Raw genomic sequence first — 17,995 nt, 5'->3', positions numbered from 1 at the left:
CTTATTATTAAAATTTTTCTGGCTTTAGAAGTACATAACAGATATATGCAAAAACCAGTAGTGCTACAATAAATAAAGCTGTCATTTACTTTGATATTAATAGATTATGAATTTGTTGTCCTTTAAGGCCTCTAAAAATGGTGTTGGCAGCTGAGCTTCGATTACCGCCCATGCATTGACCGAACTGATGCGCCGAAGACCTCCTAAAGATCTTACAAAGAGATTTTCCAGAATGTATTTGACGTAATGGTTTCCTCGTCCATAAATCATTCCGAGGAAATGAATATGCTGGCAAATTTTGTCCGTATTTTGCAATATAATTAAGCTCCGAAGGTGATTAATAACGGCCTGTAGGGCTCCTGCAAAATTGTGATTCCGTAATAGGAAACTAATCTCTGATCGGATTTCCTTATAATGGAGCGCCATATACAAACCTGCACCGTATTGATTTAATTTTTTCATGTTGTGCGTAAAACTATACTTCAAAATCTAACCGATATAGAGTTGAAAAATCATTGCAATAATCAACACCACTACTATGATCTTCGCTATACGGTCTCCCGCTAAATTATGTGCGGAACTTCTGCCTTTATTTTCTTGCTTCTCTTTCATATTATTTCTTTCATATTTTGCCGAAAAAATCGACCATTTTATAGAATAACCAGAAGAACAAAATTCCAGTTATCACGAGTATGATTGTTATTACCATTGTTAAATTTTATTAGTGAATCGCGATTTCATTTTGTTAAACTCAATTACATACCAGCAGCTTTACCGATCGTCTCCCGCGGAGGACTCTTGCTACATACTTTTCTTTTCCGTCCTGTTTTCATATTTACATTCATTTGTCCCAATAAGCCAAACAGCGTTCCACCATGTGATAAAACATCATAAAACATTATGAATCAGATGATATGAAAAAATAAGTCACAAAATAGAATTGGAGAATCCTATCATTTTGATAAGGTTATTTTATCAAAATGAGAATGACTATGCTGAAAATGTGATAAAATCATTATAATGTGTACCTTGTCATCTATGCTTGAAAGGTGACCAAAAAAGTATAGACGGCTTGAGCCGATTTATCTTTTAAAATGATGGGCCAGCACATTTTAAAAATTCATGAATGAACGGGAGAATAGGTGAACCTCGAGTTAAGTATTAGCAGAAGCACTATGTAACAAATTTGCAAAGGAATATGAAATCGTCTCCAAAAGTTCACATTAAAAATTATTTTAGGAAATACATATTAGTTGGGAAAACGTATTAACGAGACACTTATACAAATAAAAACAATGATAAACTTAAACCTTTTCAAAAAAATCACCTTATGGGTCTTTCTAGGCTGTATTTTACTCTCCTGTCAAAATGAAAAAAGCAGTCCCAATACATTGACAGAAGAAGAGCAAAGTAACGGCTGGCAACTTCTATTTGATGGTAACACGCTCAACAATTGGCATACCTACAATAATAGCAAAAATGCGCCTACAGCCTGGGTCGTTAAAAATGGGACTATTTACTGCAATCCAAACAGTGAAAGCCAAAAATATGACTTGGTATCGGACAAAGAGTATAAAAATTATGAGTTTAAGTTTGAATGGAAGCTGGAAAAAGAGGGAAATAGTGGTGTTTTTGTCAATGTACAGGAAAGACCGGATATCAATGCGACCTACCATTCAGGACCAGAATATCAATTGTTAGCAGATTCCCATCCTGATTTTGATAAGCCGCTAAAGCGTTCCGGCTGTCTTTATACATTTCTACCGCAGCAGAACTTTGTCAATATTAAAGCACAGGATGATTGGAATGAATCGAGTATTATTCAGAAAGACGGAAAGGTAAAGTTCTACCTGAATGGTAAAATCACTGCTGAAATGGATTTTAATTCCGCTAAATGGAAAGATTTGGTAAAACATAGTAATTTCAAAGATTATCCGGAGTTTGGTAAACATATTAGTGGTAAATTGGCACTACAGGATTGGTCCAGAGGCGTATCGTTTAGAAACTTAAAAATAAAACCATTGTAATTAAAAAGTCCTATTGTCGTTATAGGTTAAGCAATAGCTATCGAGAAACAGCTGTTCGCTATGGGGAGGTATCTCTAAACTAATGTAAAAAGATGAAACCGGTAGTGGTTTCATCTTTTTTATAACTAGATTTTTCAGTAACCATATTAGGATAAGGACGCGCAAATAAACTTTAAAAAGGTACCACTAGCGCGAGGAAAAAGGTTAGTATGGGTGCTAAAAAACTTCGTCGACAAGTTCTTTATTAACCATTGCTCCAGCTAGGTTTCCTGTAGCAACAGCATTTGCCACCGAACGCATCATACTAGAATTATCTCCACAGGCAAAAACTCCTTCAAGTGAAGTTTTTTGAAAATTATCTATTTTGATATGTCCCTGTTCCGTTATTTCACAACCTAGGGCGGCAGGAATAGCCGAATGTTGCCTAAAAGGAATGGCAGCATAAACAGCATCGAAGGCAAGTTCACGACCGTCTTTTAATTGCACCTGCTGAACCCATCCATTCTTGTGCTGGATTTTACTTATTTCTTCTTCAATGATCGAAATACCGTGTAACTTCAGTTTTGCTTTCTGCTTAACATCAAAATTAGCCTTACCAAATGTCAATAGCGTTAAGTCGGATGACAGATTGTGAACCAAACCTGCAAGGTGAAGAGCTCTTTCACCATTGGCCATAATAGCAGTTTTTCCTTTTCGAAATTCATAACCGTGACAATATGGGCAATGGATAACCGAAATTCCCCAACAGGCTGAAAATCCTTGTATACTGGGCATAATATCTTCCACACCAGTTGAAAAAATGAGCTTTTTAGCCTGAAAGACGTCTCCATTTTCGATGGTTATTTCATACCCTGTAGCTGTCTTCGTGCCGCTCACAGCAAGCCCTTTCTGAAACTTGACACTCGGGTAGTTCAGAACTTCTTCCCTTGCTTTTTTCGCTATACTCAGCGGCTTTTCACCATCATGCGTGATGAAATTGTGGGAGTGCGGCGTATGTCGATTACAAGGCAACCCACTATCGATAATCAACACATTCCGCAAGGAACGTCCTAATGCCATCGCTGCAGAAAGTCCGGCATAACTTCCCCCAACAATAATTACCTCAAAACTTCTTTCATCTTTCATATATACATTATTAAATATTAATCCTCTTCTGACACAAAATAAATTAGAAACGATAATTCTCTTCTAACGCTCTAATTTCCAGTAATCCATATGGGCCGAGTTCTCTGTATCAATGGTATTAACATCGTAAAGTACATGTTTACTCCACCAGATATGGCAAATCTATCTTTGCCTAACCTATCTGGTACAAAAATGGATTAAAAGTCAACTAAACGAAGATAGCACTTTTCACTATTGCAACTATGTAGCAAAAAACTAAATGCAATTAAATTGCAAATAAATTACAATCGGATTAATTACTGGGATCATGGTTATATATCAGTATTGAAAACCTGTGCTAGGCTTAAATATCTTTGCTGATGAAAATGAATATCATCAAAAAACAAAACATGAAAACGATAAAGACATTTTTAGCAGCTTCATTATTTCCATTGCTTACGATACAGGCCAGCGCACAAAAATTGGATAAGATGCTTTGGTTTAACGAACCGACAGAATGGAACATCAAAGACAATTCGCTGTCGATGTTTGTTACGCCTAAAAGCGATTATTGGCGTATCTCTCATTATGGATTTACAGTAGATGACGCCCCCTTTTTCTATACGCTACGCGGGGGAGAGTTTGAAGTCAAGGCAAAGATCTCGGCGAACTACCAAACCCGCTTTGACCAAGCAGGTCTCATGTTGCGCATTGATCAGGAGAATTATATTAAAGCAGGGATAGAATTTGTGGATGGAAAATACAATTTGAGTACAGTCGTTACGCATAAAACGAGTGATTGGAGCATTATTCCAATAGATAAGGAAATCCCTTTTATTTGGATCAAAGCAATACGTCGATTAGATGCTGTCGAATTTTTCTATTCTTTTGATGACAAGGAGTATATCATGATGAGGAATGCCTGGCTGCAGGATAATCACCCTGTTATGGTTGGTTTAATGGCAGCTTCACCAGACGGCAATGGCTTTCAGACGAAATTTGACTATTTTACGATCAAACACCTTGCAGATCAACGTCGAAGCAAATGGCTGAAAGAGAATAATTGAAACTAAAAAATATCGACGCCCGTCTAAGACAGCCGCATAGACGGGCGTTATCTTAAATCTGTTCAGTATCATCCTGCTGCATCGTATTCAACACACTTACCGCTTCATATGAATTTCGGACGCGAAGCTTTTGGAGTATATTTTGGCGATGACGATTTACTGTATTTATACTTAGTCCTAGTTTTTCGGCAATTCGCTTGCTAATCATTCCCTTCTTAATACAGCTTAAAATTTCCTTCTCTCGTGTGCTAATCGAAGTTTTCGCACCATAACCTTCCTGGTGATAAACAACACCTGTCACTTGATTAAGAATATAATTTCGTAGATTGGTGGATGTTTCAATTTCTGGCAATACGGTATAACAGCATAAAGCCAACTGTGGAAATTGGGGTCCTGGAGTGTCCAAGTAAAAAATCTGATGGGACAGCTGCATGGTTTGCCCCTCCCTCCCTTCGACCCTGAGGATACTGTTTGCTTGATAATTGCATCGCTCCGCTGTATCTATCTCTTTGACCAAGTTGAGAAACTGAAGCTCCAAAGCATGTTTAACAGCCAAATCATCAGGATAAACACGTTCGAGAAGAAAATCCTCCCAAATACTATTTATTTCAATCTTCTTGTCATTTTCGGGAAGATAAAGCCGGTCTGCAAGTTTACCAATATAGGTATAACTCCAATTCGCTGTCAGGTCACTCAGTACAGCTATACCGTTATGAATGTCGGCAAAAGTCTTCGCGTAACTCTTATAGTGTTTTAGCACAGATAAATCAATGCTGCTATTTCGTAGTCTACGCTCCGAAAAATTCCTATCTAAATTTTTTTTGATCTCCGATTTCATTTCATTTCACACTTTAAAAAGCTTCATTTTAGACATTTAAAAAGAAAGTCCAACGCGAAGATAAGGCAGGGTTGCTTCTCTGCTAAAGCCGACTACCCCCTGAATCGTGAGTAGGTCTCCGGGCATAAAATAAATCCCACCTCCATAACCCATATGCCAGCCATTCGAGTTTTCTTGACTCATCCATACCCTTCCAATATCATAAAAACCAATTGCCCCGACAGTACCAGGAACGATATAAGAAGAATAGCTAAATAATTTAAATCGCATGTCGAAATTATTATAAAGCGCTGTTTTCCCAGTAAACCGTCGGGAATTATACCCTCTTAAGCTCATTTCCCCTCCAATTTGCGCATGCTGATAAAAATAGGGATCTCCCCATACCGCATCAAATCCCACACGGTTGGCGAAAGTAATATAGTTTTGGGCAACCGTTTTGTAAAAACTCATGGAATGCTGCAATTTTGTATAGTTGCGGCCCGCCCCTCCAATTTCAGCATTCCAGCCTAGCCTGGTATGTACGTGTACTCCAGATTTAGGATTAACAATATTATCACGTGTATCATAATCTATCCCGCCAGTAAGCCCAGTGAAGAAATTACTTCCATAGATAGGTTCCGTTGGATATTTTTGATGGAATTCCTCAAAATAACGTCCAACATTATTCGATTCTTTACTCGTGTAATATTCAGAAGAAGATCCATAAAAAATCTTCAATTTAGGTTCTAGGTATTTTTCCAGAAAAATGTCACCGCTCACAAGATCAAATCGATTCCGGTAATATGAAATGCGCTTTGAATCAGATTTATCAAAAATAGTATTGTTCCCATATCCAAAAAAATTACTCAGGTTTTTGGGACCAAGGGACGAAAGATGAATATAAAGATCATGTCCTGCAATGAGATCTTTGTAATTCCCTTTGTAATCAAACATAAATGATTCGCGACCGGTCAAATAACTGCCAAGAAATTGGTGCCGATAGGCATAAGGCTTCTTTCTGAACCCCTGATTTTCGATCATATATCCCAGTCCAAAAATAAGTCCACGATCCACCCCATAATCTAGGTTAAAAACGACGCCTTTACGATCATAGATAAAATTTTCATAGTCAAACTTATGGACAGCGCTGTCTTTGCTCAACTTCAGATGAATAGCATCATCAACCTTCATATTTCCCGTCATCTGATCTTTACTATCATAGATATACACTTTGCTGCCATTGGCAAATTTATCCGTTGTACGGTAGAGATTCTGTCCTTCCCCGCCAATTAGCCGGATCTTTATGGGCGATTTACCTGATCCATGTAACTTATATTCGTCAGCGCCAGATATGCCATATATACGGACTTCTTTAGTCTGATCAGGTAAAAAAGTACGCTTTACTAATTTTCGCCCTTCGGTCCCATCTTTTTTCTTGTTGTGGATATTAACTGTAACTGAACCATCTTTATTGAAATCAACATCTACAAATTCAGACTTGGAAGACAATGGTAGTTCAACCACACGCGCCAGAAATCGGTAGTAGGTCAATCCACTTTCCATCAAATCGTCCCTTCTTGAACGAATATTTGTTTCCAATTCTTTCGCACTCATTTTCACAATCGTATCAGGCATCGTTAACATGGCTTGGTGAATCAACGAATCCGTCAATGTCTTCTGCACCAATTGAATTTCATCAATCCATTCCTCTTCTGTAAGATGAGTAAGAAAAAAATGATCAAAAGTACTCGCATTAAAATTCCAATGGGGCACATTACGGATATGCGGACTAAATGGCTGCAAATGAGCCTTCAACCATTGATAGGAAAGTAATGTTGGAAATACACCCGAAGTTTTATAATATACCTTATCCCGATCCCTAGGGACAGGCGTATAGATTTTTTTACCTTTTTCTTTTTCAGGATCCCAACGCCAGTTATCTTGATGGCGATCCCAGTCACCAAGCGTAAAGTCGAGCATCCGGGCGCGTAACGTAAGCTTTTGATCAATTTGCGTATCATTATCTTCTAACAGCTTACGCATGACTTTTACAGTATTATCTGTTTTTTTATCCTCAAAAGGCGTACGCGCCTCAAACATATAGGGCCTATTTTTAAAGACTTCTCGATACTCGCCTAATCTAGGGTCGTCTCCTACAAAAACAAGTTCCGGCGAAGCTGAAGGAATACTCAATGCTTTATTAAATGGCGGTACAGTCAATGCTCCAAATGGGTGATGTATCGAAATCTGATCTTGTACAATATCTTTTGCAAATGTCTTTCGGAGGCTTTCCGGGAGACTGCGTTCAGGGTATTTCTGAATGGACCTGAGAACCCACTCCCTACCCGAAGAATCTACCAGTCGAAGCGACTGGGTCTGCATCCCGCCGCCCAACTTGACGATCTGAAGGCCACCTCGCTCTGTAGCGAGATCCATCACACGCATCTTAACAGGAGTATTGTATAATTTACGGTAACTATCTCCAAGCCAAAATCGATGCAATAATCCCACTCGGTCATACTCAGGTGCGATCACCGTGGTAATACTGTCCACACGCTGCGCATGCGAATTAAAAACACAGCAACAGGCAATTAATGTAAAGATTCTTCTCATTTTATCTATGTCGGGTCTCCGAGAAATCAACAGTCGATATAGACAGAATGTTGGTGGTCTCGATGTCTAATTGGGATAAAGTTCACCTTTTAAAGCAAAGAATCAAAAAATTTCAGTTCCTTTTTTAGAATAATGCAGCTATTTCAAGGAGACTTATGGCGGTTAGTTCGAAAGATTTCTGCATCTAACTGTATTTTTATTTAATGACTTTTAAATGTCAATAAATAAAAATAAAAGTATCACTTTTGCTTAACACTGTTAAATTATTTAAGCATTAGCATGGGTAGCAAAGAACGCATACAACGGCTCAAAGATGAGAATAGAACCAATATTCTAGATGCTGCGCTCCAAATCGTCAAAGAAGAAGGATGGCAGGCTTTGAGTATGCGCAAAATTGCAGATATCATTGAATATACTGCCCCCATGATATATGAGTACTTCGCCAATAAAGATGCTATTTTAATGGAGCTTGCCAGCCAAGGGTATCTCTTGCTAGCTAAAAAAGTCAAAAAAGCCAAATCAACTGAAACCGATCTCGAGAAGCAATTAGAGGCAATGTGGTTTAGCTATTGGGATTTTGCCTTTGAAGAACGCGAATTGTACCAATTAATGTTTGGAGTAGGAACTGCCTGTTGTGGTTTTGAAAAAACATATAAATGTGCGGAATCTCACGGAAAACTTATTAGCGATGTCATCCGAGAAATCATGAAAGCGAAAAATCCATCCGAAGAATTGATCTGTAGAAAGTATTTCACCTATTGGTCGATCATACATGGACTGGTCTCGATCAATCTGGTGAATCAGGGAAATGGTGACACAACCAATCAAGAGGTCTTAAAAGATGCCATTTATGGTATCACTCGCTCGCTAACTGACTAATTTTTTTTACAGCAAAAAATACAACGTTAAAAAATCTAACACCGTTAAATATACCAAAACTTCAATTTTTAATATCACATGAAAACAAATTTATCACCAAGTCTTAAAAGGATTTACGTTCCAGCACTTAACAGTGTTAAACGAATTAATATCGTAAAGACTGCATACGTGCTCAGTGCAATCTTTCTATATAGTTGTTCAACAGGCACGAGCAAACCCATTGATCCACCACCGGTTAACCTTCCGGTAGTTACCATCGAGAATGGTAATGAGACGGTTTATCAAGAATATCCAGCAACTATTGAAGCTTCGGCCAATATTGAGATCAGGCCACAAGTAGAAGGGATTTTGGAAAACATCTATGTCGATGAAGGCGCTAAAGTAAATAAAGGTCAGGCGCTTTTTAAGATTAACGACCGCCCCTATCAGGAGCAATTAAATCAAGCGAAGGCAAATTTGCTAGCAGCAAAAGCTTCCTTGGAAAACGCCGAGTTAGAAGTGGAAAAGAAAACAAAGCTGGTGAACACCAAAGTACTGACAGACTTCCAGTTAAAAACTGCAATTAGCGCACGTAACGCCGCTAGGGCAAATGTACAACTGGCACTGTCGGCGGTTGAAACGGCGAAAATCAATGTCGGATACACGCTAATACGGGCTTCAGCCGAAGGCTACATCGGTAGATTGCAGCGCAAACAAGGGAGTTTAGTGGGACCTACAGACTCCCAACCACTTACAGCATTGTCAAATGTAAGAGATCTCCATGTCTATTTCTCATTGGGAGAAAATGACTTTATCGCATTCAAAAACAATACAGAAGGTAGTAATTTACAACAAAAGCTTCACAACCTCCCTCCGATCAGCTTAGTTCTTTCGGATCAGACAATTTATGATCAGAAAGGAAAAATTGATATGGTGGATGGCCAGTTTGATAAAAATACCGGTGCGATTACCCTCCGCGCGACGTTCAACAATCCGGAAGGGGTTTTACGTAACGGAAATACCGGCCGTGTAAGGCTACAGAAGAAGTATGCACAAGCATTATTGGTACCTCAACTTGCTACCCTTGAAATGCAGGATAAAATCTTCGTTTACACCGTTGGCAAAGAAAATAAAGTTGTTCAACAGCCCATTACTGTCATCGGAAAAAGTGGTGCAAATTACCTCGTAAGCAAAGGGCTGAATGCGGGAGACCGAATTGTCTACAAAGGCATTGACCTGCTTCAGGATGGGCAGAAAATTACGCCACAAGCTTTATCAAGAGATAGCATCAATTCATTATAATATTACAATCACATGCTTAAGAAATTTATAGAAAGACCTGTACTTGCTACCGTTATCTCCATACTACTTGTCATATTGGGGGTGATTGGTATCCTCAAACTGCCATTGCAGCAGTTTCCCGATATTGCACCGCCGGCAGTGCAAGTAACGGCATTATATCCCGGGGCAAATGCCGAAACGGTCCTTCGTGCCGTAGCTCCCTCACTCGAAGAGTCAATCAACGGTGTTGAAAATATGAGCTACATGAGCTCTACCGCCAGTAACGACGGTTCATTAATGATTACTGTATATTTTAAATTGGGCACTGACCCTGACCAAGCTGCTGTGAACGTCCAAAATCGCGTGGCTCAAGCAACCAGCCAATTGCCGGCTGAGGTTGTACAAGCCGGAATCACCACGGCAAAACAGCAAAACAGCTTGATCATGGTATTGGATCTCTATACGGAAGATCAGAGTAAATACGATCAGACCTTTATTACCAATTATGCCCAGATCAATATTATTCCTGAACTGAAACGGATACCCGGCGTGGGACAAGCATTGCCATTTGGTGGTAGCAAAGACTACTCCATGCGTGTATGGCTCAATCCAAATCAAATGGCGACCTATAAACTAACGCCTGAGGAAGTAATGGCCGCCATCCAAGATAAAAACGTTGAAGCTGCTCCGGGTAAATTCGGCGAGAGCAGCCGTGAAGCTTTTGAATTTGTGATCAAATATAAAGGTAAACTCAACCAACCAAGTGACTACGAAAATATTATTATCCGCTCCAACACTGACGGTTCAGTACTTAAACTCAAGGACGTCGCTCGTGTCGAACTGGGATCCTATACTTATGCGAGCCATACGCGCATCAACGGCAAAGCAGGATTGAATATTGGGGTCATGCAGCTGGCAGGTTCGAATGCAAATGAAATTCAGATCGCGATTCAAAAATTCATGGAGAAAGCCTCTTTAAGCTTTCCGAAAGGTGTCAAATATCTCGTTTTATACAACACAAAAGATGCACTTGATCAATCCATTGATCAAGTAAAACATACGCTCGTTGAAGCATTTATATTGGTATTTTTAGTTGTCTTTCTATTCCTTCAGGACTTTAGATCGACATTAATACCAGCGATTGCAGTACCAGTAGCCATCGTTGGAACATTTTTCTTCATGCAGCTCTTCGGCTTTTCAATCAACCTATTGACCTTGTTTGCCCTGGTGCTTGCCATTGGGATTGTCGTCGATGATGCAATTGTGGTCGTCGAGGCAGTGCACGCCAAGATGGAACATGAAAATCTCCCACCTAAGCTCGCTACAACATCTGCCATGAGCGAAATCACCGGGGCAATTATCTCGATTACATTGGTGATGTCTGCCGTATTCCTTCCCATCGGCTTTATGGAAGGTTCTACCGGAGTGTTTTACAGACAATTTGCTTTCACGTTGGCGATTGCTATCGTTATTTCAGCAATTAATGCCTTGACACTAAGTCCTGCGTTATGTGCACTCTTCTTAAAACCAACGCATCATGGTCATTCTGATGCTAAGAAACTTAATTTCAAGGAACGTTTCTTTGCTGGATTCAATGTTGGATTCGACCGGTTGACTAAAAACTATTTAGGAAGTCTGCGCTTCTTGATCCGTTACAAATGGGTTGCATTTGCAGGATTGGCGATTACCCTACTTTTGACAATATTTATGATCCGTAAAACACCTACTGGATTTATTCCGTCGGAAGACCAAGGATTTATTGCCATTTCTTTATCCATGCCTGCAGGCGCTTCTTTAGATCGTACTTCAGGGGCATTAGCCGAAGCTGAGAAGCAACTTCAACATGCTGATTTTACCAAGACTTTAAATGTACTTGCTGGTTTCAATATTTTAACACAATCCACAAGTCCTTCAGCGGGTGTTGCATTTATCCTCCTTAAACCACATGAAGAACGTGGTCAGATAAAAGACATCAATGCGATTATGGCCGATGTGAATCAACGCCTGGCAAATATCAAAGGCGCAAATTTCTTTGTCTTTACCTTCCCTACAGTACCAGGGTTCAGTAATGTTGACGGTTTGGACATGGTTTTACAGGACAGAACCGGCGGACAACTTGGAAAATTCAGTGGCGTAGGCCAAAAGTTTATTGGCGAACTGATGAAACGTCCTGAAATCATGATGGCTTTCACAACCTTTAAAGCGGATTATCCACAATATGAGCTCCAGGTTGATGATATTAAAGCAGAACAACTGGGTGTAAGCACAAAAAGCATATTAAAAACCATGCAAGCCTATTTTGGTAGTGCTCAAGCTTCAGATTTTAATCGTTTTGGAAAATACTATCGTGTGATGGTCCAAGCTGATGCCAAGGATAGAAGTGAACCAACTTCAATGGACGGTATTTTTGTAAAAAACAGATTAGGTGATATGGTTCCCATCAATACATTAGTCAAATTAGAACGTGTATATGGACCCGAAACAGCATCGCGTTACAACTTGTTTAATTCGATTGGCATAAATGCAATACCAAAACCCGGATATAGTTCCGGAGACGCTATCCGTGCAGTTGAGGAAGTTGCAAAACAACAATTGCCTACTGGATTTACCTATGAATTCTCAGGTATGACCAAGGAAGAAATTGTCTCCGGAGGACAGTCTACATTGATTTTTATTCTCTGTCTGATATTTGTTTACTTCTTGCTTGCGGCACAATATGAAAGCTACATCATTCCATTAGCGGTTATTCTCTCCATTCCGACCGGCATATTTGGCGTCTTTGCAGCAATTAGCTTCACTGATATCGCCAACAACATCTATGTACAAGTCGCACTTGTCATGTTGATTGGTTTGCTGGCCAAAAATGCCATTTTGATTGTGGAATTTGCTATTCAAGGGCGCAAACAGGGGCTATCGATTCCTAGCGCTGCACTTAAAGCCGCAAGATTACGTTTGAGGCCTATTATCATGACTTCCTTAGCCTTTATTGTTGGTATGATTCCAATGATGACAGCCGTAGGTCCGTCTGCTCAAGGAAATCATTCCATCAGTATTGCCGCTGCGGGTGGGATGTTCACCGGAGTAGTTTTAGGGCTCTTTATTATCCCGATTCTCTTCATTTTCTTCCAATTTATCCAAGAGAAAATAGCTGGTGTCCCGAAGCAAAAACAGTATGAAAGCGAGACCGCTTCGTTGGAAATACCCGTGCATACAAACAATTAGTATATCATGACAAAATTTAAATATATGAATAGTAAAGCAAAATTACTGACGGTTTTCATCTTATCTTTTGTCGCATGGTCTTGCAAAACAGATAAGTTGGTCAGCAATCAACACCTTGCCCCCAATTTACCCGAGCAGTACCGCGACCAGGCTAAAGCTCCGCAGGAAACTAGCATTGGCTCTATTCCATGGCGTGATTTTTTTAAAGATCAAATCCTACAGACATTGATTGACAGTGCAATACAACATAACTTAGATATGCAGCTAGCACTGAAAAACATAGAAGCCTCTCGACTGAGCCTGAAACAAGCAAAAGCGAACTATCTTCCCTCAGCCCAACTACAGATCAGGGGAAATAGCACCAACCCATCCAATAACAGTATGAATGGATTGAGCCTCGGACAGTTTTTAGGCCAACATCATGTGGAGGATTATACGGCATCCTTAGGTTTATCCTGGGAGGCCGATCTATGGGGTAAAATCAAAAATCAAAATAGCGCTGCTTTAGCTTCCTATCTACAGACAGAAGAAGCGAAAAAAGTAATTCAAACCCAATTAATTGCACAAGTTGCACAAGGTTACTATCAACTGCTGATGCTATATCAATTGCGTGATATCGCCAAACAAAACTTGCAATTAAGCGATACAACCTTACGCATCGTCCAGCAACAATATGAAGTTGGTGACATTACGCTGCTTGCGTTGGAACAGGTTGATGCGCAGCGGTTGTCTGCAGCTGCCTTAATCCCCGACTTTGAACGGCAGATCACTATTCAGGAAAATGCCATCCAGATTCTTAGCGGAAAACTCCCGCAGGAAATTAAAATAGCGGAGAAATTGTCGAATATTCAATTCCCCGAAGAATTAGCAACTGGCGTCCCAGCCGATTTGTTAAGTCATCGTCCGGATGTAAAACAGGCCCAACTAGCTGTTACAGCTTCACAGGCCTATCAACAGTATGCAAAAGCGCGCATGTATCCTTCCTTGGTTATTAGCGCCGAGGCAGGAGTAAATGCTTTCAAGGCAAGCAATTGGTTCAACTTACCGGCTTCATTATTTGGTGCAATTTCAGGGAGTATTACGCAGCCAATTTTACAGCGGAAGGAATTGAAAACCCAATATGAACTGGCACGTGTCGAACAAGAAAAGAACGTATTGATTTTCAAGCAAAAAGTAATCTCAGCAGCTGGAGAAGTTTCCGATGCTTTAATTTCAATTCAAAAATTGAAAGAAAAACAAAAGATTACTTCGGATAGAACTAACCGGTTAAAAGAAGCTACAAAACATGCGAACCTCCTATTTGAAACTGGAATGGCCACCTATCTGGAAGTGATAACGGCCCAGAGTAACATCTTACAAAGCGAGCTTGAGCTTGCTCAAGTAAAAAAAGCGGAGCTTGCTGCTGTTGTTGATCTTTACCGGTCCTTAGGGGGGGGATGGAGCAATAATTAATACTTTAAACAAGCATTTTCTAATTTTATTTATACATATCTGGTAGATGGGGACCCTAGGGTCTCCATCTTTTGTTTGTTCCAGCATTATACGCCTGAGAGCATCAAATTGATATTTCAGTAGGGGCTTTATACGCTTCAGCAGAAATTTGTCGTCCAATACTAAAAGGAATTACGAAATTTGCATAGATTTCACCGATACACATAAGTTAAAAGAATGCAGGATATAGCGATCTATAAAAACGATAAGACTCTAATTAGTACAAATAAAAAAAGGCTGATATTTACCTTTCTGTCCTTTCTGCTTATTTATCTCGTCGCCTATATTATTGATCCTTTCTCGAGTTGCTGGGATGGCTACTTTCAAAGAAACATGTTCGAAATACTCGGCGAGTGGACTTTTACGATCATCTACAGCTTTATCATATCCGAATTCAGCATCATTGTCCATGACAAACTTGACAAGTTTTTAACTTGGAAAGATAGCCCTACGGAGCGACTACTACTTGAAACCGTCATCAATCTCTTGACGGTATTATTTATCAACTTACTCTTGGAGTACCTCATCTCAAAATATTACGTTGGTCCCCAAAATGTTACTATAGCCCCATCATTGGAGGAAAAAAGAGGCATGATACAAAATATTACAATTAGTGTTTTGATTGCGCTCATGATAATGGGTATCAATATCGGTAGTCATTTGATCACCAACTGGAAAAATGAGTCCATGCGTGCAGCAAAGCTCGATCAGGTCATTCTAGAAACAGAACTTCAATCGTTAAAATTACAAATCGACCCTCATTTCGTATTTAATAACCTGAGCGTACTCTCAGAAATCATTCTCGAAGACCAGCAATCAGGTTACGAGTATGCAGAAAACTTCTCCAAAATATATCGCTACCTTCTTATCAATTCCAAAAAGGACATTATCTCACTCGAAGAAGAACTCAACTTTCTAAATTCATACATATTTCTCATCAAAAACCGATTTGGCGATGGGGTAAACTTCGAAATAAACGTTAACCCCGCCAAACGCAATTTCCAATTGCCTCCTCTTACCTTACAGTTATTGGTAGAAAATGCATTAAAGCATAATCAGACAAATAAGAGAAAACCGCTGAAAATTAAAGTCTACACCAACGCCCAGAATCAACTTGTTGTTGAAAATATATTAATTCCTATTGAGAATGTATCCGAATCATCGGGAATCGGAATTTCAAACATCATTAAAAGATACGATTTGCTATCCAACTTAAAACTGCAAATAAAGAATGATGGCAAAACATTTAACGTTATCCTCCCACTTTTAGCGCAAGCATAATGAATATAACCAAAGTATTAATCATCGAGGACGAAAAACTCAATGCCGATCGTTTAAAGCGACTTTTGAAAGAAATAAAACCATCCATCGTTATTTTGGATGTACTTGATAATATTGCGGATAGCATCAATTGGTTTAATAGCAATGAACTTCCCCACCTGGTCATGATGGATATTCGTTTATCCGATGGCTTAAGCTTTGAAATATTAGAGACTATAAAAATAGACTGCCCAATCATATTTACAACAGCATTTGACGAATACGCTGTGAGGGCTTTTAAATTCAATAGCATAGATTATTTGCTCAAACCTATAGAAAAAATAGAGCTGGGAAATGCCATCCAAAAACTTGACTATCAAAAAGATCTCCAGATCAACCAACAACCGCTTCAAGGTTTATTGGATTTTATCTATCCAAAAGATTTTCGCTCACGTTTTCTAATTCCATTCAAAGACGGTTATAAGACCATTCTCGTCGAAGAAATATTATACTTTTACTCCGAATTTAAACTTACCCATGCGCAACTCAAATGTGGTACTGTCGAAATTGTCCCTCAAACAATGGAAGAACTCGAACAGCAATTGAATCCAAAAGTATTTTTTCGCGCCAACAGGCAATTCATTATACATATAGATGCGATCAAAAGATTACATAACCACTTCAACGGAAAACTAAAAATAGAAATTAAAAATAACGATCAAGTGGAAATCCTTGTGAGCAGAGAAAAGGCTCAACTGCTAAAAAATTGGTTAGACTATTAATGCTAAACTGATCCGCTTGCTCCTTTTTTCCTCAGAAAGGTAAAGTAAGTTTTCGCGATGAAGAAGGGAATGCCAATCGATCAGACCAATATCTTCAACACAATTGGATCGTACCATTTAATATCGTAAAATTCAGCTCATCACTGATACGTTTCAGTAAGCAATTGTAACGTCTCGGTAGATTTCTTTGCCTTATGGCTTAAAAGAATTCTTTTCTTTGTTTCATTATAAAATGATAAAATGGCACAAAGAACGATGACTTTAAAACCTTTCCTTACACTTATTACAGCAGCAGCATTATTATCGTCCTGTGGAGGCAACCAAGAACAACCGCAAGAGCAGGCAGTTACTGTTGACTTTATCGAATTATCTCCTACCCACGCGGAGACCGAAAAAAAATATCCTGGTACATTAGAGGGGACCGTCAACGTCGATATCAAAGCGCAAGTAACGGGATATCTGGATCAGATTTATGTCAAAGAAGGAGACTATGTATCCCAGGGTCAACCCCTTTTCAAAATAAAAGCTGATGTCTACAACGAACAAGTAAACAACAGCAAGGCAGCTTACCAAGCTGCTTTATCGGCAGAACAAAACGCAAAATTGGAGATTGAAAAAATCAAACCACTTGTTGAAGGTAAAGTGTATACCGAATTACAGTTAAAAACTGCAGAGGCCAATTATGCCGCAGCTAAAGCACAGGTAGCGCAAGCACAAGCTGCACTCGGTTCATCGCAAATAAATGCCAAATTTACGTTGATCAATGCACCAGTGAGTGGTTATATCGGCCGTATTCCTAATCGGATCGGAAATTTAATTACCGCAGCAGATGCGACACCGTTAACAACGCTATCTGAAATCAATACCGTAAATGTGTATTTTTCATTGAGTGAGGCCGATTTTATAGCCTTTATCAAAGATCAGAATAACAAATCATCCAATCAACAAGCAACGCTATTACTAGCTGATGGAACGGCATACAACCATTCGGGGAAAGTAGAATTAGCCAGTGGTAACATCGACAGAACAACCGGAAGCATGGCACTTAAAGCAAGTTTCACCAACCCTGATAAAATTCTCCGTTCGGGTGGTTCAGCCAAAGTAATCTTGAAAAAAGCGCACGAAAACGTTTTGTTGGTCCCTATGGCGGCTGTCAAGGATATTCAAGATCGCTACTTCGTTTATGTTATTGGCGAAAAGAACAAAATTTCCATGAAACAGATTGAAATTGCGGGAAATACCGCCAACGCCTATTTACTTAAATCAGGACTTACAGCTGGTGAAAAAATCGTTATGAATAGGATTGACATGCTTAACGATGGAATGCAAGTTCAACCGACTAAAAAATCCACCATGTAACCAGATGGAGCGTAGATAGCAACGACAGAGCTGCTGAAAAAGTTCCTTTTTAAATATTTGGGAGAAATCCAGGCAATAGCAATCATGGCAAAAGCTGCAACGTCCAAAGAGCGG

At 39.4% G+C, this 17,995-nt stretch carries 15 protein-coding genes; 9 read left to right on the top strand and 6 right to left on the bottom strand.

Annotated elements, in window-relative coordinates; translation table 11 throughout:
- Positions 1–7: 7 nt before the first annotated feature.
- From B2107_RS21895 to B2107_RS08550, 3 genes are read right to left on the bottom strand one after another with little or no spacing between them, the layout of a single operon-like run.
- Entirely contained in the window at positions 8–85 is a 78-nt protein-coding gene (locus B2107_RS21895; RefSeq protein ID WP_075994865.1) for a potassium-transporting ATPase subunit F, read from the bottom strand.
- A gap of 11 nt (positions 86–96) precedes the next feature.
- Complete coding sequence (locus B2107_RS08555; protein WP_293955001.1) at positions 97–462, bottom strand: DUF7674 family protein; 366 nt, start codon at positions 460–462, stop codon at positions 97–99.
- A 27-nt stretch (positions 463–489) separates the two neighbouring features.
- Positions 490–612 carry a hypothetical protein gene (locus tag B2107_RS08550; RefSeq protein ID WP_293954999.1) on the bottom strand — a complete coding sequence of 41 codons (123 nt, stop codon included), beginning with the start codon at positions 610–612 and terminating at the stop codon, positions 490–492.
- 683 nt (positions 613–1,295) lie between these two features.
- Here B2107_RS08550 and B2107_RS08545 point away from each other — a divergent pair.
- Complete coding sequence (locus tag B2107_RS08545; RefSeq protein WP_293954997.1) at positions 1,296–2,027, top strand: 3-keto-disaccharide hydrolase; 732 nt, start codon at positions 1,296–1,298, stop codon at positions 2,025–2,027.
- Between the two features lie 216 nt (positions 2,028–2,243).
- Here B2107_RS08545 and B2107_RS08540 read toward each other — a convergent pair whose 3' ends face one another.
- Positions 2,244–3,152 (bottom strand): NAD(P)/FAD-dependent oxidoreductase, encoded by a 909-nt coding sequence (locus tag B2107_RS08540; protein ID WP_293954995.1) that lies wholly within the window; start codon positions 3,150–3,152, stop codon positions 2,244–2,246.
- Between the two features lie 389 nt (positions 3,153–3,541).
- On the opposite strand from B2107_RS08540, the gene B2107_RS08535 reads away from it, so the two are divergent.
- A complete protein-coding gene (locus tag B2107_RS08535; protein ID WP_293954993.1) occupies positions 3,542–4,198 on the top strand; it encodes a DUF1349 domain-containing protein in 657 nt (218 codons plus the stop codon).
- A 52-nt stretch (positions 4,199–4,250) separates the two neighbouring features.
- On the opposite strand, the gene B2107_RS08530 is transcribed toward B2107_RS08535, so the two are convergent.
- Together B2107_RS08530 and B2107_RS08525 are read right to left on the bottom strand one after the other, a co-directional pair.
- A complete protein-coding gene (locus B2107_RS08530) occupies positions 4,251–5,036 on the bottom strand; it encodes a helix-turn-helix domain-containing protein (protein WP_293954991.1) in 786 nt (261 codons plus the stop codon).
- A 36-nt stretch (positions 5,037–5,072) separates the two neighbouring features.
- Complete coding sequence (locus B2107_RS08525) at positions 5,073–7,628, bottom strand: BamA/TamA family outer membrane protein (protein WP_293954989.1); 2,556 nt, start codon at positions 7,626–7,628, stop codon at positions 5,073–5,075.
- Positions 7,629–7,907: 279 nt separating this feature from the next.
- Here B2107_RS08525 and B2107_RS08520 point away from each other — a divergent pair, with 279 nt between their 5' ends.
- The 7 genes from B2107_RS08520 (at position 7,908) to B2107_RS08490 (ending at position 17,881) form a co-directional block, all read left to right on the top strand.
- On the top strand, positions 7,908–8,507 hold the full coding sequence (locus B2107_RS08520; RefSeq protein WP_293954987.1) for a TetR/AcrR family transcriptional regulator: 600 nt from the start codon (positions 7,908–7,910) through the stop codon (positions 8,505–8,507).
- Between the two features lie 78 nt (positions 8,508–8,585).
- A complete protein-coding gene (locus tag B2107_RS08515) occupies positions 8,586–9,788 on the top strand; it encodes an efflux RND transporter periplasmic adaptor subunit (protein WP_293954985.1) in 1,203 nt (400 codons plus the stop codon).
- A 12-nt stretch (positions 9,789–9,800) separates the two neighbouring features.
- Positions 9,801–12,989 carry an efflux RND transporter permease subunit gene (locus B2107_RS08510; RefSeq protein WP_293954983.1) on the top strand — a complete coding sequence of 1,063 codons (3,189 nt, stop codon included), beginning with the start codon at positions 9,801–9,803 and terminating at the stop codon, positions 12,987–12,989.
- A 24-nt stretch (positions 12,990–13,013) separates the two neighbouring features.
- The gene (locus B2107_RS08505; RefSeq protein WP_293954981.1) at positions 13,014–14,441 is read left to right on the top strand and encodes an efflux transporter outer membrane subunit; all 1,428 of its coding nucleotides are present in this window, start codon (positions 13,014–13,016) and stop codon (positions 14,439–14,441) included.
- A gap of 216 nt (positions 14,442–14,657) precedes the next feature.
- On the top strand, positions 14,658–15,761 hold the full coding sequence (locus B2107_RS08500) for a sensor histidine kinase (protein WP_293954979.1): 1,104 nt from the start codon (positions 14,658–14,660) through the stop codon (positions 15,759–15,761).
- The gene (locus tag B2107_RS08495) at positions 15,761–16,522 is read left to right on the top strand and encodes a LytR/AlgR family response regulator transcription factor (RefSeq protein ID WP_293954977.1); all 762 of its coding nucleotides are present in this window, start codon (positions 15,761–15,763) and stop codon (positions 16,520–16,522) included. The genes B2107_RS08500 and B2107_RS08495 overlap by 1 nt, the downstream gene beginning before the upstream one ends.
- A gap of 240 nt (positions 16,523–16,762) precedes the next feature.
- Positions 16,763–17,881 (top strand): efflux RND transporter periplasmic adaptor subunit, encoded by a 1,119-nt coding sequence (locus B2107_RS08490; RefSeq protein ID WP_293954975.1) that lies wholly within the window; start codon positions 16,763–16,765, stop codon positions 17,879–17,881.
- Positions 17,882–17,995: the final 114 nt, after the last annotated feature.

The sequence above is a fragment of the Sphingobacterium sp. UBA7855 genome (assembly GCA_002500745.1).
Lineage (GTDB): Bacteria > Bacteroidota > Bacteroidia > Sphingobacteriales > Sphingobacteriaceae > Sphingobacterium.
The sequence above is the reverse complement of the archived record's forward strand: the minus strand, read 5'-3'. Positions and strand labels throughout refer to the sequence as shown.

What these genes read in the sequence shown, in the direction of transcription:
- B2107_RS21895 (WP_075994865.1), bottom strand. Translation starts at nt 85, where the DNA reads ATGACAGCTTTATTTATTGTAGCACTACTGGTTTTTGCATATATCTGT.
- B2107_RS08555 (WP_293955001.1), bottom strand. Translation starts at nt 462, where the DNA reads ATGAAAAAATTAAATCAATACGGTGCAGGTTTGTATATGGCGCTCCAT.
- B2107_RS08550 (WP_293954999.1), bottom strand. Translation starts at nt 612, where the DNA reads ATGAAAGAGAAGCAAGAAAATAAAGGCAGAAGTTCCGCACATAATTTA.
- B2107_RS08545 (WP_293954997.1), top strand. Translation starts at nt 1,296, where the DNA reads ATGATAAACTTAAACCTTTTCAAAAAAATCACCTTATGGGTCTTTCTA.
- B2107_RS08540 (WP_293954995.1), bottom strand. Translation starts at nt 3,152, where the DNA reads ATGAAAGATGAAAGAAGTTTTGAGGTAATTATTGTTGGGGGAAGTTAT.
- B2107_RS08535 (WP_293954993.1), top strand. Translation starts at nt 3,542, where the DNA reads ATGAAAACGATAAAGACATTTTTAGCAGCTTCATTATTTCCATTGCTT.
- B2107_RS08530 (WP_293954991.1), bottom strand. Translation starts at nt 5,036, where the DNA reads ATGAAATCGGAGATCAAAAAAAATTTAGATAGGAATTTTTCGGAGCGT.
- B2107_RS08525 (WP_293954989.1), bottom strand. Translation starts at nt 7,628, where the DNA reads ATGAGAAGAATCTTTACATTAATTGCCTGTTGCTGTGTTTTTAATTCG.
- B2107_RS08520 (WP_293954987.1), top strand. Translation starts at nt 7,908, where the DNA reads ATGGGTAGCAAAGAACGCATACAACGGCTCAAAGATGAGAATAGAACC.
- B2107_RS08515 (WP_293954985.1), top strand. Translation starts at nt 8,586, where the DNA reads ATGAAAACAAATTTATCACCAAGTCTTAAAAGGATTTACGTTCCAGCA.
- B2107_RS08510 (WP_293954983.1), top strand. Translation starts at nt 9,801, where the DNA reads ATGCTTAAGAAATTTATAGAAAGACCTGTACTTGCTACCGTTATCTCC.
- B2107_RS08505 (WP_293954981.1), top strand. Translation starts at nt 13,014, where the DNA reads ATGAATAGTAAAGCAAAATTACTGACGGTTTTCATCTTATCTTTTGTC.
- B2107_RS08500 (WP_293954979.1), top strand. Translation starts at nt 14,658, where the DNA reads ATGCAGGATATAGCGATCTATAAAAACGATAAGACTCTAATTAGTACA.
- B2107_RS08495 (WP_293954977.1), top strand. Translation starts at nt 15,761, where the DNA reads ATGAATATAACCAAAGTATTAATCATCGAGGACGAAAAACTCAATGCC.
- B2107_RS08490 (WP_293954975.1), top strand. Translation starts at nt 16,763, where the DNA reads ATGGCACAAAGAACGATGACTTTAAAACCTTTCCTTACACTTATTACA.